Annotated in this window: 12 protein-coding genes; 8 read left to right on the forward strand and 4 right to left on the reverse strand. The window is 61.8% G+C overall.

Going from position 1 to position 16,966, the window contains the following annotated elements; genetic code table 11:
• Window positions 1-162: 162 nt before the first annotated feature.
• Both pbpC and QM647_RS04185 read right to left on the reverse strand, forming a co-directional pair.
• A complete protein-coding gene (gene pbpC, locus QM647_RS04180) occupies window positions 163-2,259 on the reverse strand; it encodes a penicillin-binding protein 1C (protein ID WP_414994214.1) in 2,097 nt (698 codons plus the stop codon).
• A gap of 162 nt (window positions 2,260-2,421) precedes the next feature.
• Window positions 2,422-7,410: an alpha-2-macroglobulin family protein gene (locus QM647_RS04185; protein WP_414994215.1), complete on the reverse strand. Its 4,989-nt coding sequence runs from the start codon at window positions 7,408-7,410 to the stop codon at window positions 2,422-2,424.
• A 206-nt stretch (window positions 7,411-7,616) separates the two neighbouring features.
• On the opposite strand from QM647_RS04185, the gene QM647_RS04190 reads away from it, so the two are divergent.
• The 3 genes from QM647_RS04190 (at window position 7,617) to ubiB (ending at window position 10,572) form a co-directional block, all read left to right on the forward strand.
• The gene (locus QM647_RS04190) at window positions 7,617-8,120 is read left to right on the forward strand and encodes a response regulator (RefSeq protein ID WP_414994216.1); all 504 of its coding nucleotides are present in this window, start codon (window positions 7,617-7,619) and stop codon (window positions 8,118-8,120) included.
• A gap of 149 nt (window positions 8,121-8,269) precedes the next feature.
• Window positions 8,270-9,058: a class I SAM-dependent methyltransferase gene (locus tag QM647_RS04195; protein WP_414994217.1), complete on the forward strand. Its 789-nt coding sequence runs from the start codon at window positions 8,270-8,272 to the stop codon at window positions 9,056-9,058.
• A 2-nt stretch (window positions 9,059-9,060) separates the two neighbouring features.
• Window positions 9,061-10,572, forward strand: coding sequence for a 2-polyprenylphenol 6-hydroxylase (gene ubiB, locus QM647_RS04200; RefSeq protein WP_414994218.1), 1,512 nt, complete (start codon window positions 9,061-9,063; stop codon window positions 10,570-10,572).
• Here ubiB and QM647_RS04205 read toward each other — a convergent pair whose 3' ends face one another.
• Window positions 10,573-11,181 carry a hypothetical protein gene (locus tag QM647_RS04205; protein WP_414994219.1) on the reverse strand — a complete coding sequence of 203 codons (609 nt, stop codon included), beginning with the start codon at window positions 11,179-11,181 and terminating at the stop codon, window positions 10,573-10,575.
• 70 nt (window positions 11,182-11,251) lie between these two features.
• Between QM647_RS04205 and coaBC the strand changes: the two genes are divergently transcribed.
• The 5 genes from coaBC (at window position 11,252) to QM647_RS04230 (ending at window position 16,074) form a co-directional block, all read left to right on the forward strand.
• Window positions 11,252-12,457: a bifunctional phosphopantothenoylcysteine decarboxylase/phosphopantothenate--cysteine ligase CoaBC gene (gene coaBC, locus QM647_RS04210; RefSeq protein ID WP_414994220.1), complete on the forward strand. Its 1,206-nt coding sequence runs from the start codon at window positions 11,252-11,254 to the stop codon at window positions 12,455-12,457.
• A 97-nt stretch (window positions 12,458-12,554) separates the two neighbouring features.
• Complete coding sequence (locus tag QM647_RS04215; protein ID WP_414994221.1) at window positions 12,555-14,444, forward strand: acyltransferase family protein; 1,890 nt, start codon at window positions 12,555-12,557, stop codon at window positions 14,442-14,444.
• 106 nt (window positions 14,445-14,550) lie between these two features.
• The gene (dut, locus tag QM647_RS04220) at window positions 14,551-15,033 is read left to right on the forward strand and encodes a dUTP diphosphatase (protein ID WP_414994222.1); all 483 of its coding nucleotides are present in this window, start codon (window positions 14,551-14,553) and stop codon (window positions 15,031-15,033) included.
• Window positions 15,034-15,253: 220 nt separating this feature from the next.
• Entirely contained in the window at window positions 15,254-15,610 is a 357-nt protein-coding gene (locus QM647_RS04225) for a hypothetical protein (RefSeq protein WP_414994223.1), read from the forward strand.
• Window positions 15,611-15,735: 125 nt separating this feature from the next.
• Window positions 15,736-16,074, forward strand: a complete 339-nt coding sequence (locus QM647_RS04230) for a hypothetical protein (RefSeq protein ID WP_414994224.1) — start codon at window positions 15,736-15,738, stop codon at window positions 16,072-16,074.
• A 115-nt stretch (window positions 16,075-16,189) separates the two neighbouring features.
• Here QM647_RS04230 and dapB read toward each other — a convergent pair whose 3' ends face one another.
• Window positions 16,190-16,939, reverse strand: coding sequence for a 4-hydroxy-tetrahydrodipicolinate reductase (dapB, locus tag QM647_RS04235; RefSeq protein ID WP_414994225.1), 750 nt, complete (start codon window positions 16,937-16,939; stop codon window positions 16,190-16,192).
• Window positions 16,940-16,966 lie beyond the last annotated feature (27 nt).

Here is a 16,966-nt window from a genome sequence, read left to right on the forward strand (position 1 = left end):
TTTCCTTCGGCAAGGGCGGCCGAAGCCAGCCCGGTTAAACGGTGAACAAGAGGTTCATATTTTCAGAATATCTTACATAACACTTTACTATGTTATGCAAGGTATACATTTTTAACCGTGCGTTTCAATATATTTTTTACCGGAAGGTTATGGGCAGGACTCTTAGTTCTCTTCGCCCGCGCGGATCGCTTTGACCCGGACATGGCTCTTGTCCTCGTGCCCCTGCGCATCGATCACCGACAGCTCGAAGAAGCCCTCGGTCGGCGGCGACCAGCTCCACTCGCCGTTTTCGTCCAGCTTCAATGGCTGACCATCGACATACCACTGCACCGGCCGGATACCGCGCGCCGACAGCTTCAGCGGCCGCGCCACATCCAGCTTCACCGCGTCACTTTTGACCTCGACATAGACCGTGGCATTATTGGGCGGAAAGAGGATCGATGCCTTGCCGGTGTCGCCGCTCATCATCTTCAGGCCCTTCGGCGCATTGCCCGGCGCGATCGATTGCGGCACCTGGCTCGGTGCCTGCAACTGGTCGAAGACATCGAACAACAGCGGCGCCGAGGCCTCGCGGCCAGTCTGATCCGCCCGCGCCCCGCCATCCGGACGGCCGGTCCACACCAGCACGGCATAACCGCCGGCCACACCCACCGCCAGCGCGTCGCGATAGCCGTAAGATGTCCCGGTCTTGAAGGCCGGACGGTTGGCATTCTTCATCAGCGGTCCCGGCAGGCGGCCTTCTGGGGGCGGCGTTTCGCGCAGGATCGAAATAACCCGGTCCGCCGCTTCCGGCCGCATCAGCCGCTGGCCACCACTCGTCTTTTCGTCGGCCAAGGTATAGGCCAGAGGCCGCGCCAGACCATGATCGCCCAGCGCCGCATAGAGCAGAGCCAGGTCGCTGATGCGGATGCCCTCGCCGCCCAGAGCCAGGGCGAGGCCCGAGTCCTTCAGGCCGGATTTCGGCACGATCAGCGGTACATTCACCGCCTCCAACCGCCCCTGAAAAGCCTCTGGCCCGATGCGATTAAGCACCGCCACGGCCGGCACGTTCAGCGAATTGATCAGAGCCTCCTTGGCCGAGACCTCGCCATGGAACACCCGATCGAAATCCTCCGGCTGGTAATCGCCAAAACGCGTCGGCGCATCCATCAGGCGGGTATCCGGCGCCACCACACCGTCTTCGAACGCAAAGCCGTATATAAAGGGTTTGAGCGCCGAGCCGGGCGAGCGGATCGCACGGGTCATGTCCATCCAACCGCCGGGCCGATCCAGTCCGCCGCCGCCGACACTGGCGCGCACCCCGCGCGTTTTGATATCGACCACGATAATGGCGACCGACGAATTAGGCCCCTGATCCTTGGCCGTAGCCGCCGCCATGGCTTCGAGGCGCGTTTGCAGATTGGCGTCGATCGTCGTCACCACCGTCGCCTGCAAGCCCTTGACGCCACGCGCCAACCGTCCGGCCGTATGCCAGGCGAGCGTCGGGAAGGCGAATCTTGACGTCACCATCGGCTCGTTCATCGCCTCGCCGGCCTGGGAAGCGCCGATGATATTGGCCTCGGTCATGCGTTTAAGGATCAGGTTGCGCGCCTTCAGGGCATTGGCCGGCTTGCGATCGGGCCGGCGCGCTTCCGGCGCCTGCGGCAGGGAGATCAGCAGCGCCTGTTCGCCCAGGGTCAGGCTTTCCGGTTCATGGCCGAAATAGGACAACGAGGCCGCACGCACGCCTTCGAGATTGCCGCCATAGGGCGCGAGCGTCAGGTAGAGCGCCAGAATCTCGCGCTTCGAATAGCGCATTTCCAGCTGCACAGCGCGCAAGGCCTCGATCAGCTTGTTGCCATAGTCGCGTGGGTGCGGGCTGAGCAATCGCGCCGTCTGCATGGTGATGGTCGAACCGCCGGAGACAATATTGCCGGCATGGATATTGGAGAGCAATGCCCGCACGATGGAGGTCGCATCGACGCCGGGGTGAAAATAGAAGCGCTCGTCCTCGACGCGCAGCAGGCGGCAAATGAAAGACGGATCGGTGCGGTCGAGATCGGCGCGGATACGCCAGCGGCCATTATCGACCGGCAAGGCCCGCAACCAGGCGCCGTTGCGGTCCAGCGCCACGGCGGAGGCGGTCTGGGCGCGCGACATATCCGGCGGGAAGATCAGGTTCGCCGCGGCGATAACGACCTGAAACCCCATCACGCCGATCAGGGTCTTGACCAGCGGCCGGATCAGGGAGTCGGGATTGAGAGGCTTCAAGCTAAACAAGATGATACATACTCCCGCCTGCCCCATTTATGGGGAAGGTGGCACGGCGCGTTAGCGACGTGACGGAAGGGGCAATTCCACATAAGGAAGCCCCGCCCACCGCTGCGCGGTCCCCCCTCCCCATAAATGGGGAGGGCGAAGATTTGTCGTACTCTACACCTGTCACCTTGCGCTGATCACCGTGCGGCTACCCTGCGTGCGGGCGAAGGTGTCGGGACGGTAGAAGTCCTTGGCCTCGGCCCCCGGCAGGTAGAAGTCGCCCTGCGTCACCGCCCGCGCGATATAGGCCATGCTGAAGCTGTCGGACGAAGACACATCGAGCGCCGCGATAAAGCGGTCGTCACGCGCCTCCGAGACCTTCAGATCGGTCAGCTTGCCGATAAAGCGGAACGGCCCGTTCTCAGCATCCTCATTGGTGAGGGTGGACTCGATCTCGAAGCCCGCCGGCAGCGGATCATCGACCACGATCGGCCGCAGTTCGGTACGGTCGGAGCGGCCGGAGATCACCACCAGCACCTTCTGGCCTTGCGTGATATGCGACGGATCGAGGCGCGAGCCATCGAGGTTGTAGAAGGTCTTGACCAGGTTCAGGCCATGACTTTCCGCGCCCGGCGCCGAGACCGGCGTACCGATCACCGTCACCGTCCGCCACACCGGCCCCGCGCCGCCGTTCTTCACGCTGGCACCGGCGATCTGGCCGACACCGAAGCGCTGGACATTCATCCCCGCCGGCAGGGTATTGACCCCTTGCGCCTGTATCTTCAGCGGACCGGAGGCTTTCAGCATGTAGGACGCCGCCTTGAGCACATAGGCGCTTTCGATGGTGTTCATCTGAGCCGGCGACTTCATGGCGTTTTCCAGACGCCCGGTCAGCGAACGGGCGATATCATCCTCACCTGACTCATAGGCGAGCGCAATGACCCCGGCCAGATCGCGCAGCGGCGTCTGATACCAGTCGTTCGGATCGGAATAGCCCAGGGACTGGATCGCCTCATTGAAGGCCAGGCGGGCCCGTGCGCGATCCCCCATCATGGCCAGACCGGCAGCTATCTGAGCACGGGAAAGCGGCGACTTCTCCGCCTTGAACTGGACATCGTGATACCAGCGCAGGCGCGCCAGATCGCCGGACTTGCCCTTGGCCAGCACATAAAGCGCATAGGCCGAGGCACGTGAGCGCATCTGCTTGGTCAGTTGCTCGCCGGAAACACCGAACCAGTTCCAGTAGGACGGCACGCTCAGGCGATAATTGACATTGGCATAGCCATCCGGCCGCGACATGGCGCGCATGGCGTTCAGCGACTTGTCGATGGCTTCCTGCGGCACATAGGCGCCGCGGGCACGGGCTTCCAGCAGGAAGTCGGTGGCATAGGCGCCGATGAAGCCATCCGCCTCGCCATCGCCCGGACGCCACAGCCCAAAGGCCCCGTCTTCCGACTGACGATCAAGGATCTTATCGACGGCGATCTTCAAGGCATTCACGCCGGGCTTCGCGGCCGTCTTGCCGACCAGCGATTCCGAGACGAACAACCACGGCATGGCGGCCGAGGTCACCTGTTCGGTGCAGCCGTAAGGATACTTGGCCAAGTTCGCCGCCAGCGGCGCCGGATCGATATTGCGGAAGGGCGAGTACGACACTTCTACCGTGGCCGAACCGGGTTGCAGGCCAGCGAGCAGGGCGGCATCCGGCGTCCAGGTTTCATTGACCTTCTGCGAGGCGGTGGCGACACGGGTCTGCGGCCCCCAGCCATTGCGGGTTTGCAGGTTGAAGCTGTCATTGAAGCTGTAGCCCTGACCATTCAGCCCGATCTGCACCGTCGAAATGCCGGTGGTGTTCGGCGCCTTCATGGCGATGGTCTCGATGGCCTGTTGGCCATGATTGAGGTTGAATGCCTTCTGGAAGGCCAGGACCAATCCCTTGATACCCTTGACGATGGCCGTATAGAGCCCCGGCTTGCCGTCGGTATTATCGAGCTGCAGGGTAGCATAGGCGGTATCGCCCGGCGCCAGGAAGCGCGGCAGGGCCAGATCGGCCACCACCGGTTCGCGGATGATCATGCGGCCATCCACCGAGCCCACAGCATCGTCGGTCCAGGCCACGGCCATGACACGCAGCTCGCCGTTGAACTTCTGGATCGGCAGGCGGACATAGGCCTTGCCGTCCATCGTGGTCTGCACCACGCCGGACCACAGCGAAATGGTGCGTATCGGCGTCGTGGTCAGGCCTTCGCCGCCGAGCTGGTCGCCGCCGAAGGTGGGCGCGGCGGCCCCGAGGTTCGGATCGAGCAGACGGCCATAATCGTCGTTATAATCAACGCCCAGCGCGCGTTTGCCAAAGTACCATCCGGTCGGATCGGGCGATTTGAACTTGGTCAGGTTGAGAATGCCCTGATCGACCACGGCCACGCTGACCTTGGCGCGATCACCCAGCTTCACGCCGGAGACCTGGATCGGCACATCGATGAAGTTGTTGCCGTTTTTATCGGTCTGCGGACGCTGCGGCTGGTCGGATGCCAGGATCTTGACGCCGAGCTTGCGCGATTTCGGATCGAGCGGCACATAGATCAGGCCGATGGCGCGGCGCGGCTTCGAGGCATTGACCGGATCACGCGGCTGCATGACGCTGGCCATGATATAGGCCCCGCCACCCCATTCCGCCGTCGATTTCAGACGCACCGTCGTGCCGCCTTCGCCGATGGAAACGGTCTTCATCTCGATCACATGATCGGTGGCGACCGCGATCTGCGCCTCGCCCTTGTAGGGGCCTTTCAGCGTGACTTCGACCGTATCGCCCTGGTTATAGTTTTTGCTGCCGGCGGTGATGCGCACAAAATCCGGCGCATCGGTGCCTTTTTGCGTCGAGCCCCAGCCGGAGGAGAAGCGTGTCACCGTCTTGGCCTGTCCCGGCACCTCGACTTCCAGCCGGTAATCGCCCCAGTCGAGATTGCGCTCGAAGGTGGCGCCGGTATTGGCGTTCAGATCATAGGCCTTGGAAGATACCACCACATCGCGGTGAGTCGAGCGCCAGTTCCACTTGCCGTCGGAAATATACCAGTCGTAGTCCCAGACCTCGGAGATCAGCTTGACCGTCACGCCCTTGACGGCGCGCTTGTCGCCCTGCGGCGTCAGGCCCACAATATTGAAGGCCATGCGCGGCGCATCACGCCACGAACCGTCCTTTTGATCGACCTTCACGCCGAGATAGAGCGGCGCGGTCTTGATGCGCAGGGTCTGGCTTTCGCGCACCGGACGCCCGCCCGGCTCGAAGACCGAAGCGGTCAGCAGCACGGTCAGCGGCGCGGTGGTGTCGCCCGCCAAAGACGCATCGAACGGGAACAGCGCATTGCCCTGACCGTCCGTCGTGGTGGCCGGCAGGTCGACATATTTCTCTTCGTAGGGCGCGGTCTCGTCACCAAAGCGATAGTCGGCGAATTTCGGGAACGGATTGCCGTCAGCACGAATGCGCGCCTCACCCGTCACCTGCAAACCGGAGGCGATGGCGCCGTAGAGATAGCGCGCCGCCACCGTTACCGGACGGGATTCCGTGGCGCTCATCAGCGGCTTGTTCGCATCGGCCTTGATATCGACGGCCAGGCGCTGCGGCGCGAAATCTTCCACCGCAAAGCTGGTATTGCCCGCCGGTTCATCCATGCCTTCCAGCTCGACCCGCGCCGACCACTGGCCGCGCGGCGCCGTCTTCGGCAGGGTGACATTGGCCCCGGCATAGCCCATCGGCGTCTTGTCGAAGACCAGGCGATAGGCCTCCACCCCGCTCGGGCGCGTGATGATGATGGCGCCCTTGCGGTCCTTGATGGCGCGGCCCTGCGGATCGCGGATCATGGCGACGACGTGTACCGCCTCGCCCGGCCGATAGATGCCGCGATCGCTATACATATAGGAATCGACGCCCATGGTCGCCGTGCGGCCATCGCCGGCCTCGCCATCCTCACTGCGACCGCCCACACCATGCGAGGTCAGGTCCATCGGCGAGCGGTCGAGATCGGTGGCGGTGAAATCGTCACCCACACCATAGGCCATGATCATTTTCGGCGTCAGGGCGTCCTTGCCCTTGAGCAGCGCGCCGGCAAAGGTGGCGCGGCCATCGACGCCGGATTTCACTTCGCCAAGCGTATCGCCATTGGTGGCCACCAGATCAACCCTGACCCCGGCCAGCGGCTTGGCGGTCTTCAGCGAGCGCACCACGACATCGAGACCGTTCTGGCCCTTGTAGGTGGTCAGGCCCATATCGGTATAGAGAATCCAGCGGCGCGCCTGCGCCGGCTCGTCATTGTCGTTCTTGTCGCGGCCACCGGAGGCATCACGCACCTTGACGACATAGGCGCCCGCCTTCAGCGTTTTCAGCACCGCGCCCAGCGGGAAGACGGTCGTGACGCGTTCGCCATTGCCAGACTTCACAGCTACCTTGCCGGTCCATATCTTGACGCCGATATCGTCGGCGGCATCGTCGCCATAGGCATAGTCGTATTCGCCCTCGGCCACCGGATCGGGGGCGGAGACCGACTTGCGCACCAGATTGCGGTCCGAAACCTGCCAGACCTCGAAGGCCAGGGTCGAGACATTGACCGTCTCCACCGCCACGCCATCGGCATCCTCGCGCGGCAGGATCACCCCATTGCCGGCGAAACCGACATAGGGCGGCTTTTCGCCAAAGGTGAAGTCGAGATCGGCATTGGCCTTGAGCTGATCGCTGCCCTTGGCCGGCAACCCCTTCAGCAGGGTGACGCGACGGTCGGTAAAGCCGAAGCCGGAGACACACAGGGTATCGTCCTTGACCGAAATCGCCGGCGATGACGGCAGGGCGGGCGAGACAACGACATAGTCGCCATAGGGCTTGGCCGGATCGAGTGGCTTCGAGAACTGGATACAGGCCTTGGGCGCATTGCCGGAGGTATCGAGGTTTTGCTTCCAAACGGCGAAGCCATCGGGCTTGCGGTCACCAGCGCGCGGGGCATTCTTGTCACGGATCTTGCCGAACAGGCCGGTGGCGGGCTGACTGACCTCAGCCGTGGCGTCGGCCGCCTTCTGCCGGGCGTTGCTACTTATGGCATGATCGGTCAGGAAACCGATGCCGAACCCGGCGATAAGAACGGCCGCAGCGCCCGCAATCAGGGTCCGGTTATGCCAGTCGATCATGATGAATTCCCCGCCTCGGCGGCGCTTGATGCGCGCGATTTATCCGCAGAAGCGAATCAAGAGCAGAACGACATAAAGATCAATCTTTAGTTTGTGAATTTCGCAAATAAGGATAGTGATTCTCGCCAAAGGGCTGACCGGACGATACGCAACCCATGAGGCATATGCGTCGCAAAATGGTTGGCTGATGCCCCGGAGATCGCGCCTTGAGTCAGTTTGCACGCGTAATGGTGCTGGTGGTCGATGATAACCACTATATGCGGGTCATCGTCAGCACCATGCTGCGATCCATGGGCATCACCCTGATCCGTGAGGCCTCGGATGGCGCCGAAGCCCTGGAAATCGTGCGCGACTGGCGACCGGATGTCATCGTGCTCGACCTGGTGATGGAAACCATCGACGGCATCGAATTCACCAAGCTGGTCCGCCGCGGCACCGACAGCCCCAATCCTTATGTGCCCATCATCATGATGACCGGTCATACCGACCGCCGCCGTGTGCTCGAAGCACGCGATGCCGGGGTCAACGAGTTCGTCGCCAAGCCCCTGACCGCCCGCGCCCTGATCGACCGGCTGAAAAGCGTGATCAATAACGAACGCGGCTGGGTGAAATCGGCCACCTATGTCGGCCCTGACCGTCGCCGCCGCACCTTGCCCGATTACAAGGGCCCCTTCCGCCGCGTCGCCGACAAGGCCGACGGCAAGCTCTGAAGGGCCCCAGGCCCTTCACCCGTATGGCCCTTCACCCGTATGTTTGACAGTGTTTAATCGAACAAGGCGGCGATTTGCCGCTGCCGCAATGCACACTTAACTACTTTTCCTCTTCGCAAATTTACCGGTTTCGGGCTACAAGGCCCCTTATGACCGATACAGTTACCTCCCCCTTTGGTTTCAAGGATGTCGACGCCCGCGAAAAGGTGGCGATGGTCCATGATGTTTTCAAAAACGTCGCCTCGAACTACGACCTGATGAACGACGTCATGTCGGGCGGGGTCCACCATCTGTGGAAGGATGCCGCCTGCGCCCGCCTTAACCCGCAACCGGGTGAGGTCATCATCGATTGCGCCGGCGGCACCGGCGATATCGCCCGCCGCCTCGCCAAACTGGCCCGCGCCGCCAAGGCCCGCCGCGAAGCGCGCGGCTATGCGGCGAAGGACGCCGAGATCCGCATCATCGATTATAACGAAGCCATGATCATGGCTGGCCGCGAGAAGTCGCAGCGCCTGCATCTCGATGAGCCGGAAATCTCGTGGTCGGTCGGTGACGCCATGAACCTGGCGATCGAGGACAACAGCATCGACGCCTACATCATCTCCTTCGGCATCCGCAATGTCGCCGATGTGCAGGTGGCTTTGAACGAAGCGAAACGCGTGCTCAAGCCGGGCGGCCGCTTCTTCTGCCTCGAATTCTCGCACCCGACCTCGTCGGTGATCTCGAAAATCTACGAGACCTATTCCTTCAAAATCATCCCCTTCATGGGCGAACTGGTGGCCAAGGACCGCGACAGCTACCAGTATCTGGTTGAAAGCATCCAGCGCTTTCCCGATCAGGAGACCTTCAGGGGCATGATGGAAACCGCCGGCTTCCGCAGCGCGCGGTATACCAACTATTCCGGCGGGGTCTGCGCCCTGCACGAGGGCTGGGCGTAGTCTTGGCTACCTTAAGTTCATGGACGCGCATGTTCCGCACGGGATTTATCCTGCTGCGCTACGACGCCCTGTTACCAAAGGAGACGGCGCACCTTCTGCCGCCCGTGCCGCGTTTCGGCATGAGCCTCCTGCGCGGCCTCTTCGCCAAGAAGACGAACTTACGTCCCGGTGAACGCTACGCCATCGCCTTCCAGCAGCTGGGCCCGGCTTTTATCAAACTCGGTCAGGTGCTTTCCACACGTGGCGATATCTTCGGCAAGGAATTCATCAACGACCTGTCGCATCTGAAGGACAACCTGCCGCCCTTCCCGCGCGAAGTCGCCCTGGCCAGTGTCGAAGAGTCGCTCGGCAAGCCGGTCGACGCCATTTTTTCAGAATTCGGCGCGGTGCTGGGCTCGGCCTCCATCGCCCAGGCGCATGAAGCCGTGCTGCTCGATGGCCGCAAGGTGGCCGTCAAGATTCTGCGCCCGGATATTGAAGAGGTGGTCGCCGCCGATATCGCCATGATGACCTTGTCGGCGAAAATCATTGCGACCTTTTTCGCCTCGGCGCGACGGCTGGAACCGGTGGCCTTTGTCGGCGCCGTAGCGCAGTCGCTGCTGCTCGAACTCGACCTGCGGCTGGAGGCCTCAGCCTGCGACGAGATCGGCAAGACGATCAATGAAGAACCGTGGATGAAGGCGCCCAAGGTCGTCTGGCATCAGGTCTCGCGCCGCGTGCTGGTCACCGAATGGGCGTCAGGCACCCCGCTCAGCCGTCCGGAAGCCCTGAGCCTGCCGGGTTTGCAGCACAAGGAACTGGCCGACAACCTGATCCGCGCCTTCCTCAGCCAGGCGCTCGATCACGGCGCCTTCCATGCCGATCTGCACGAAGGCAATCTGTTCGTGCAGGCGCCAGCCCAGCTGACCGCCATCGATTTCGGCATTATCGGCCGCCTGCGCCCCAAGGAGCGCCGCTATCTGGCGGAAATGCTGTGGGGCTTCCTGCGCCGCGATTACAAGCGCGTGGCCGAGGTCCATTTCGAGGCTGGTTATGTGCCGCGCCACCACAATGTCGATTCCTTTGCGCAAGCCCTGCGCGCCGTCGGTGAACCCGTACTGGGCCAGAAGGCGACCGAGGTCTCCATGGGTCGCCTGCTGACCCAGCTGTTCGACATCACCGCCCAGTTCGATATGCACCTGCGCCCCGAACTGGTGTTGCTGCAAAAGACCATGGTGTCGGTCGAAGGCGTCGCCCGCCGCATCTATCCAGAACACGACCTGTGGGAAGCCGCCCGCCCGGTGGTGCAGGCGTGGATTTCGCGCGAACTGTCCCCCATCGCCCAGGCGCGCCAGATCGCCGAACGCCTGATCAGTCGCCTGCGCAGTGAGGAAGAAGAAGGCGCCGAAACCCGCCAGACCGTCGAACTGGCTGCCCTGCAACTGGTGGCGCAACAGGGCCGCACCTTCGGCCTGATCGCGCTGGTCGTCTCGGTGATCTCCCTCGGCGTGCTGATCTGGATGGCCGTGCGCTGATCAGCTATCGCTGTCCCGCCTTGGCGTCCGGCGCTCGCTCTCAATGATTTTCTGCTGCCGCCAGTAGGCCGCGCCAGTATCCGGCCGGAACATCGTGCGCGGCGCACCGGCCTTGGTCATCACCGCGAACACATTGCCTTTCGGATCGTAGAACAGCGTATCGCCATTGCTGCGTTTCAGGGTTTCGGTACCGGCCGGCGGATTATGAATAAAGCCATGCACCATGGCCATATAATCGGGATAGGACTTCGCCGAAAATTCCGGACCATGCTTCTGGAAATGATAGTGCGCGTTTTCATCGGCCGAATATTTGCGGTTCTTCGACCACAGCGGCCAGTCGCCATAGCTGGTTTCGCTAATCTGTGCCCGTTGCGCGGCGATCGGCAAGGGCGCGCCAGATACCGGCGCGGCCTCCACCAGGGGCATTGACGCTTCTTCGACCGGATCAGCAGATGTCTGCGCGCTTTTTTGCGACCAGACCGGTGCTTTCGCGGGCTGAACCTGTTCCGCCGGCGCTTTTCCCGCGCCATCGGGCAGCACGGCGGACGGCCCGGCATCGCAGGCGGCAACGCCCAGCAAAAGCAAAGCCGATAACCAGATTGCCCGCATAGCCTTGCCCCCTTGCACCCTCAACCCCACCTATGGCACAACCCGCCGGCAAGTTAAAGGATACCTCGTCATGACGGATCAGCCTGTTTCAAAGCGTATTTTGCTGATCATCGGCGGCGGCATTGCGGCCTACAAGTCGCTGGAACTGATCCGCCTGATCAAGAAGGCCGGCCTGAATGTCCGCGTGGTGCTCACCAAGGCCGCGCACGAATTTGTCACGCCTTTGACCGCCGCCGCGCTGTCGGGCGATAAGGTCTATACCGATCTGTTCGATCTCACCGACGAGACCGAGATGGGCCATATCATGCTGTCGCGTCAGGCGGATCTGGTTGTCGTCGCGCCCGCTACCGCCGATATGATGGCGAAACAGGCGCAAGGCCTGGCCAACGACCTGGCCTCAACCCTGCTGCTCGCCACCGACAAGCGCGTCCTGCTGGCCCCGGCCATGAATGTGCGCATGTGGCACCATCCCTCCACCCAACGCAATCTGGAGACCCTGAAGGCCGACGGTGTCCTCTTCACCGGCCCCGACGAAGGCGACATGGCCTGCGGCGAATTCGGCCTCGGTCGCATGAGCGAGCCGGAAGCCATACTGGCCGCCATCCAGTTTCACCTCACCGGCGGGGTCGATGGTCCGCTCGCCGGCAAGAAGATCGTCATCACCGCCGGCCCGACTTTTGAGCCGCTCGATCCGGTGCGCGGCCTGACCAACCGTTCCTCGGGCAAGCAGGGCTATGCCGTTGCCGAAAAGCTGGCGCGCGAAGGCGCCGATGTTACTCTGATTTCCGGCCCTGTGTCTCTGCCGACGCCGGTCGGCGTCACTCGCATCGATGTCGAGACGGCACAGCAGATGTTCGATGCCGTCCATGCCCAATTGCCGTGCGATGTGTTCGTTGGCGTCGCCGCGGTCGCCGACTGGCGGGCGAAGGATATCGCCAGCGAGAAGCAGAAGAAGACGATGGATAACGAGCTATCGGTCACCTTCGTCAAGAACCCGGACATCCTTGAATCCGTTTCCAAGCATCTTGAGATGCGCCCGCGCCTGGTCATCGGCTTTGCCGCCGAGACCCAGAAGCTGGAAGACTATGCCCACGCCAAGCTGGCCTCAAAGGGCTGCGATGCCATTGTCGCCAATAATGTTTCCGAAGGCGTCTTCGGCTCATCGCATAACAGCGCCACCCTGGTCGATCTCGATGGCTTTACACCGATACCGGGTCAGACCAAGGCCGATGTCGCCGCCTTTCTCAGCGCCTATATCCAGAAACGTATTGCCTGAAATTAAGATCACGGTTTCGTAATCGTGCTTTATCGGCTATCGATTACGGCGACGCCGTGACCGCACCTTTTCAGCTTTTCAATCTTTGGCAGGACGCATGACTATAACGACGCATGGCAAACGCGCCGATATTCAGGGCATGCGCGCTATCGCTGTCCTGGCCGTGCTCGCCTTCCATGCCAGCCACGCCCTCCTGCCCGGCGGTTTTGCCGGGGTCGATGTCTTCTTCGTTCTTTCCGGTTACCTGATCACCCAGGTTCTATTACGGCCGATGGAGGAAAAGCGCTTCTCCATCCGCGACTTCTATCGCCGCCGCATCCGCCGGCTTTATCCGGCCCTGTTCACGGTCCTGGCCTTTACACTGGTCATGGGGCTGGCCTTTTTCCCGCCGACCCTGCTGAAAGAACTGGTCAAGTCGCAGTTCTTCACCACCCTGTTCCTGTCCAATCTCGCCTTCGCGCGCGAGACCGGCTATTTCGATCTCCAGGCCGAGCTGAAACCCCTGCTGCACACGTGGTCGCTCGGCGTCGAGGAACAGTTTTATCTGCTGTTTCCGCCGATCCTCTATGTCCTGCATCGCTGGGCAAAGCGCCTCCTGTGGCCGGTGCTTGGCTTGCTGGCGCTGTGGTCGCTGTGGTTTTCGCAGACACGGCTGGCCGCCCATCCCGAGGTCGCCTTCTATTTCCCGACGTCGCGCGCCTTCGAACTGCTGATCGGCGCCCTGTGTGTCGGGATCGACCGCCATGTCTCCCTGCCGGTACTGGCCCAGCGCATTCTGGGTATCATTGGACTCGTGGCGATCGCCCTGGGCTTCGTTCTGATCAACGCGGACTCGCCCTTCCCCGGTCTGCTGGCCCTGCTGCCCTGCCTGGGCGCCGCCGCCCTTCTGGTATCGCCGCAGGGCTGGGCCAATCGCTGGCTGGCCGTCAGGCCGCTGGTGCGCGTCGGCGATATCTCCTATTCGCTCTATCTCTGGCACTGGCCGTTGCTGGTCTTCGCCCGCTTCGTCTTCCCGGATGCGTCCTGGGCCATTGTCGGGGCGCTCGTCCTGTCGGTCGGGATGGCCTGGCTGTCGTGGCGCTATATCGAGACGCCATTCCTGAAGGAACAACCGCAGACGCGCCCGATCCCCATTTGGGCCTTTGGCGGCAGCCTCATGGCGGCCTCTATCGCCGTCTGCCTGTGCGTCTATTATGCCGACGGCCTGCCCCAGCGCTTCTCACCCACCGAACGCACTTATCTGGCGGCGACCGACGACTACAACCACGACCGCAACAGGTGCCACATGCGTTCGGATCGGCCCCTGGCCTATGCCGATCTGTGCGTCTATGGCGCGAAAGACGTACCCGCCAGCTATGCCGTCTGGGGCGACAGCCACGGTGCCGAACTGGCCAAGGCCCTTGGCGAACGCCTGAGCGCGCAGGGCGCCAGCCTGAAATCGATCACCATGTCGGGTTGCCGGGCGAGCCTGCCAGGTTCGAAGCCGGTCTGCCGCCAGCACAACATCGATACCATGGCGGCCGTCAAGGCCGATGCCAATATGCGCACCGTCATTCTGGTCGGCAATCTGCATGACGACGACACGATTACACGCGACACGATCAAAGGCATGGAACAGAGCGCGCTTGAACTGCAACAGGCCGGCAAGCAGGTGGTCATTATCTTCCCGATTCCGACCTTTGAATTTGATCCGCCCTCGGATCTGGCTCTGAAGGCCCGGTCTGGTCACGCGCCGGAAACGGTCGGCACGTCACGGGCGCTTTATGAGAGCCGCCGCAAATACATCCTCGATGAGTTTGAACGCTTCACCCAGGCGAACAATATCATCGCGGTCCGACCGGCCACAATCTTCTGCGACACCATCTGCCATGTCTACCGCCCCGGCAAGGGCGTGCTCTATTTCAATGCCGGGCATCTCAGCCTGACCGGCGCCGGCCTGCTGGCCGATGAAATTCAGCGCACCCTGGAAATGCAGTCCAGCGATTGATCCACAGCACTTCAAAACCTGTGCATGGTTTTGTTAACCTTTGTGGCCGGCATTTACCCCGCGATACGCACTCTTTAGGATGGCCTCATCCAAAGAGAGCCCCTCCATGAACGCCCATACCAAGCCCGAAGCCTCACCTGAAGTCACCGCACACGTCGTGCAATTGCCACATGCGGTGGGCCTGGCCTTGCCGGCCTATGAAACCGAAGGCTCCGCGGGTCTCGACCTGCGCGCTGCCATTGCCGAAGGCGAGGAACTGGTACTGAAACCGCTGGCACGGGCCCTGGTGCCGACCGGCCTGAAGATGTCTGTGCCGCTGGGCTATGAGGTGCAGGTGCGCCCGCGCTCCGGCCTGGCGCTGAAATTCGGCATCACCTGCCTGAACTCACCCGGTACGATCGACAGCGATTATCGCGGTGAGGTTGGCGTCATCCTGGTTAATCTCGGCTCGGAAGACTTCGTGATCCGGCGCGGCGACCGCATCGCCCAGATGATCGTGGCGCAACATGCCCGTATCGTCTGGGAAACACCGGAAAACCTGGAGACCACGACGCGCGGTGAAGGCGGCTTCGGCTCTACAGGCAGATAAATCCCGTGGCGAGCGAGTCACACTCGCCAAAATAGATACATTCGTGACCTTCTGATCACACATTTCCACTTTGAGGGAAATGCGAAACAGCGCACCCTCTCTTCATACGTACAAGACCAGCGCCTGATGAACCAGGCGTGAACCACAGCCTCAAAAGAGGTTCAGACTGCAAGCCTTAAGCCGGTTTTCCTGAACGCCACGCTTTTGAAAGTACAGACGTATGAGTGAGTTTACGCAATTCCTGTGGGCTATGTGGGATTCCCTGCAGGCCGCGCTCGTGAGCCTCAATCCGGTGCCGGTTGTGGTCTTCAGCCTGTTCCTCGGCCTGATACGGTCCCGGCGGCTTCCCGCCTGGCTGGCCACCGTGCTGGCGGTCATTCCGGCGATGATCGTGACCGCCCTCTTGCCGATGGCCATGGGCTACCAGGCCATCTGGCCGGACCTGACCCAGCTGGAGATTCAGTTCCAGATCGCCATATTGCTCGCACTGAGCTACGTCCTGATCCGTGCCGTAAGCCTGATAAAGGTCAGTCTCATGACGATGGCCGTGAAACCCGGCAGCCAGAAACCGGTCTGAATGGCCGCTTTCCGCGCCGAAACACATCGTTTTTTGATTTTTGGTTAACCATGGTATCGTGCTGTATCGCCTGTTCCGGCGGAGCGTACCCTTATGCCATTCTGTGACATTAAAAAGGATACCCTATGAACGATATCTGGTCTTTCTTCCTCGGTCTGAGCGATGGCTTCCGTGCCGCCCTGGCGGACGTTAATCCCCTGCCGATCCTGATCGTGGCCATCGTGATTGGCTTGCTGCAAAAGAAGCCCGAGAAATACGCCATGAAGGCCGCCGGCGCCCTGGCGCTGGTGCTGGCCTTCAATATCTTCCTGCCTCTGGTGCGCGGCGGTCAGCCCGCATGGGCCGATATCAGCCGGATCAGCTCGATCGCGCAATATTTCCTGATGTACGTCTTCGCCTATGGCATGATCGGTGTGCTCGGCAGCGTGAAATCGCTGATGAACGTTCAGGTCAAAAAAGCCTAGAGCACTTTCCGAAAAGTGTGACGCACTTTTGGCTACGCCGAACTACGTTTCGGATTAAAAAGTGCGGTAAAGCAAAGAATTTAGAGCGCCGATCTGATGTAATCAGATCGGCGCTCTAGAACCCAAGTACATCCTGCATATCGTAAAGGCCGGGCGTCTGGTTGCGTCCCCACAGCCCGGCCTGGATGGCGCCGCGGGCGAACAGGGTGCGGTCACGCGCCGAATGCGAGAAGGTAATCAGTTCGTCTTCAGAGGCGAACAGAACGCTGTGTTCACCGACAATGCCGCCGCCGCGAATGACCGAGAAGCCGATATCGCCGGCGCGGCGCGCACCTGTGATACCGTCACGCGCAGCCACCTTCACTTCTGCCAGATCGACACCGCGCCCCTCAGCGGCGGCCGCGCCCAGCATCAGAGCAGTGCCGGAAGGGGCATCGACCTTGCGCTTATGATGGGCTTCGGTGACCTCGATATCCCAGTCCTTGGCATTCAGGCGGGCGCTGGCCTGCTTAAGAAGGCCGATCATCATGTTGACGCCCAGCGAATAGTTGCCGGATTTGAGCAGGACCACCTGCTCCGTAAACGGCTTAAGCGCAGTCTCCTGTTCAGGCGTGAAGCCGGTAGCACCGATCACCTGAACCATGGGTGTACCGCGCCGCGTGCCTTCCGACGCGCAGGCTTCGGCCAAATGCAGGGTCGCTTCCGGTGTCGAGAAGTCGATAACGATATCCGAGCCACTCAGATCGAAGGCATCACCCTTGTCAAAACGGGCCGAAATGGTGTGTCCGGCCGCTTCCAGCACGCGGGCGATGGCCTGGCCCATACGGCCTTTGGCGCCATTGATGGCGAAACGTGTGGTGGACATGATCAGAACCTTCTGCATTTTCGGCGT

The sequence above is a fragment of the Asticcacaulis sp. genome (assembly GCF_047605585.1).
Taxonomy (GTDB): Bacteria; Pseudomonadota; Alphaproteobacteria; order Caulobacterales; family Caulobacteraceae; genus Asticcacaulis.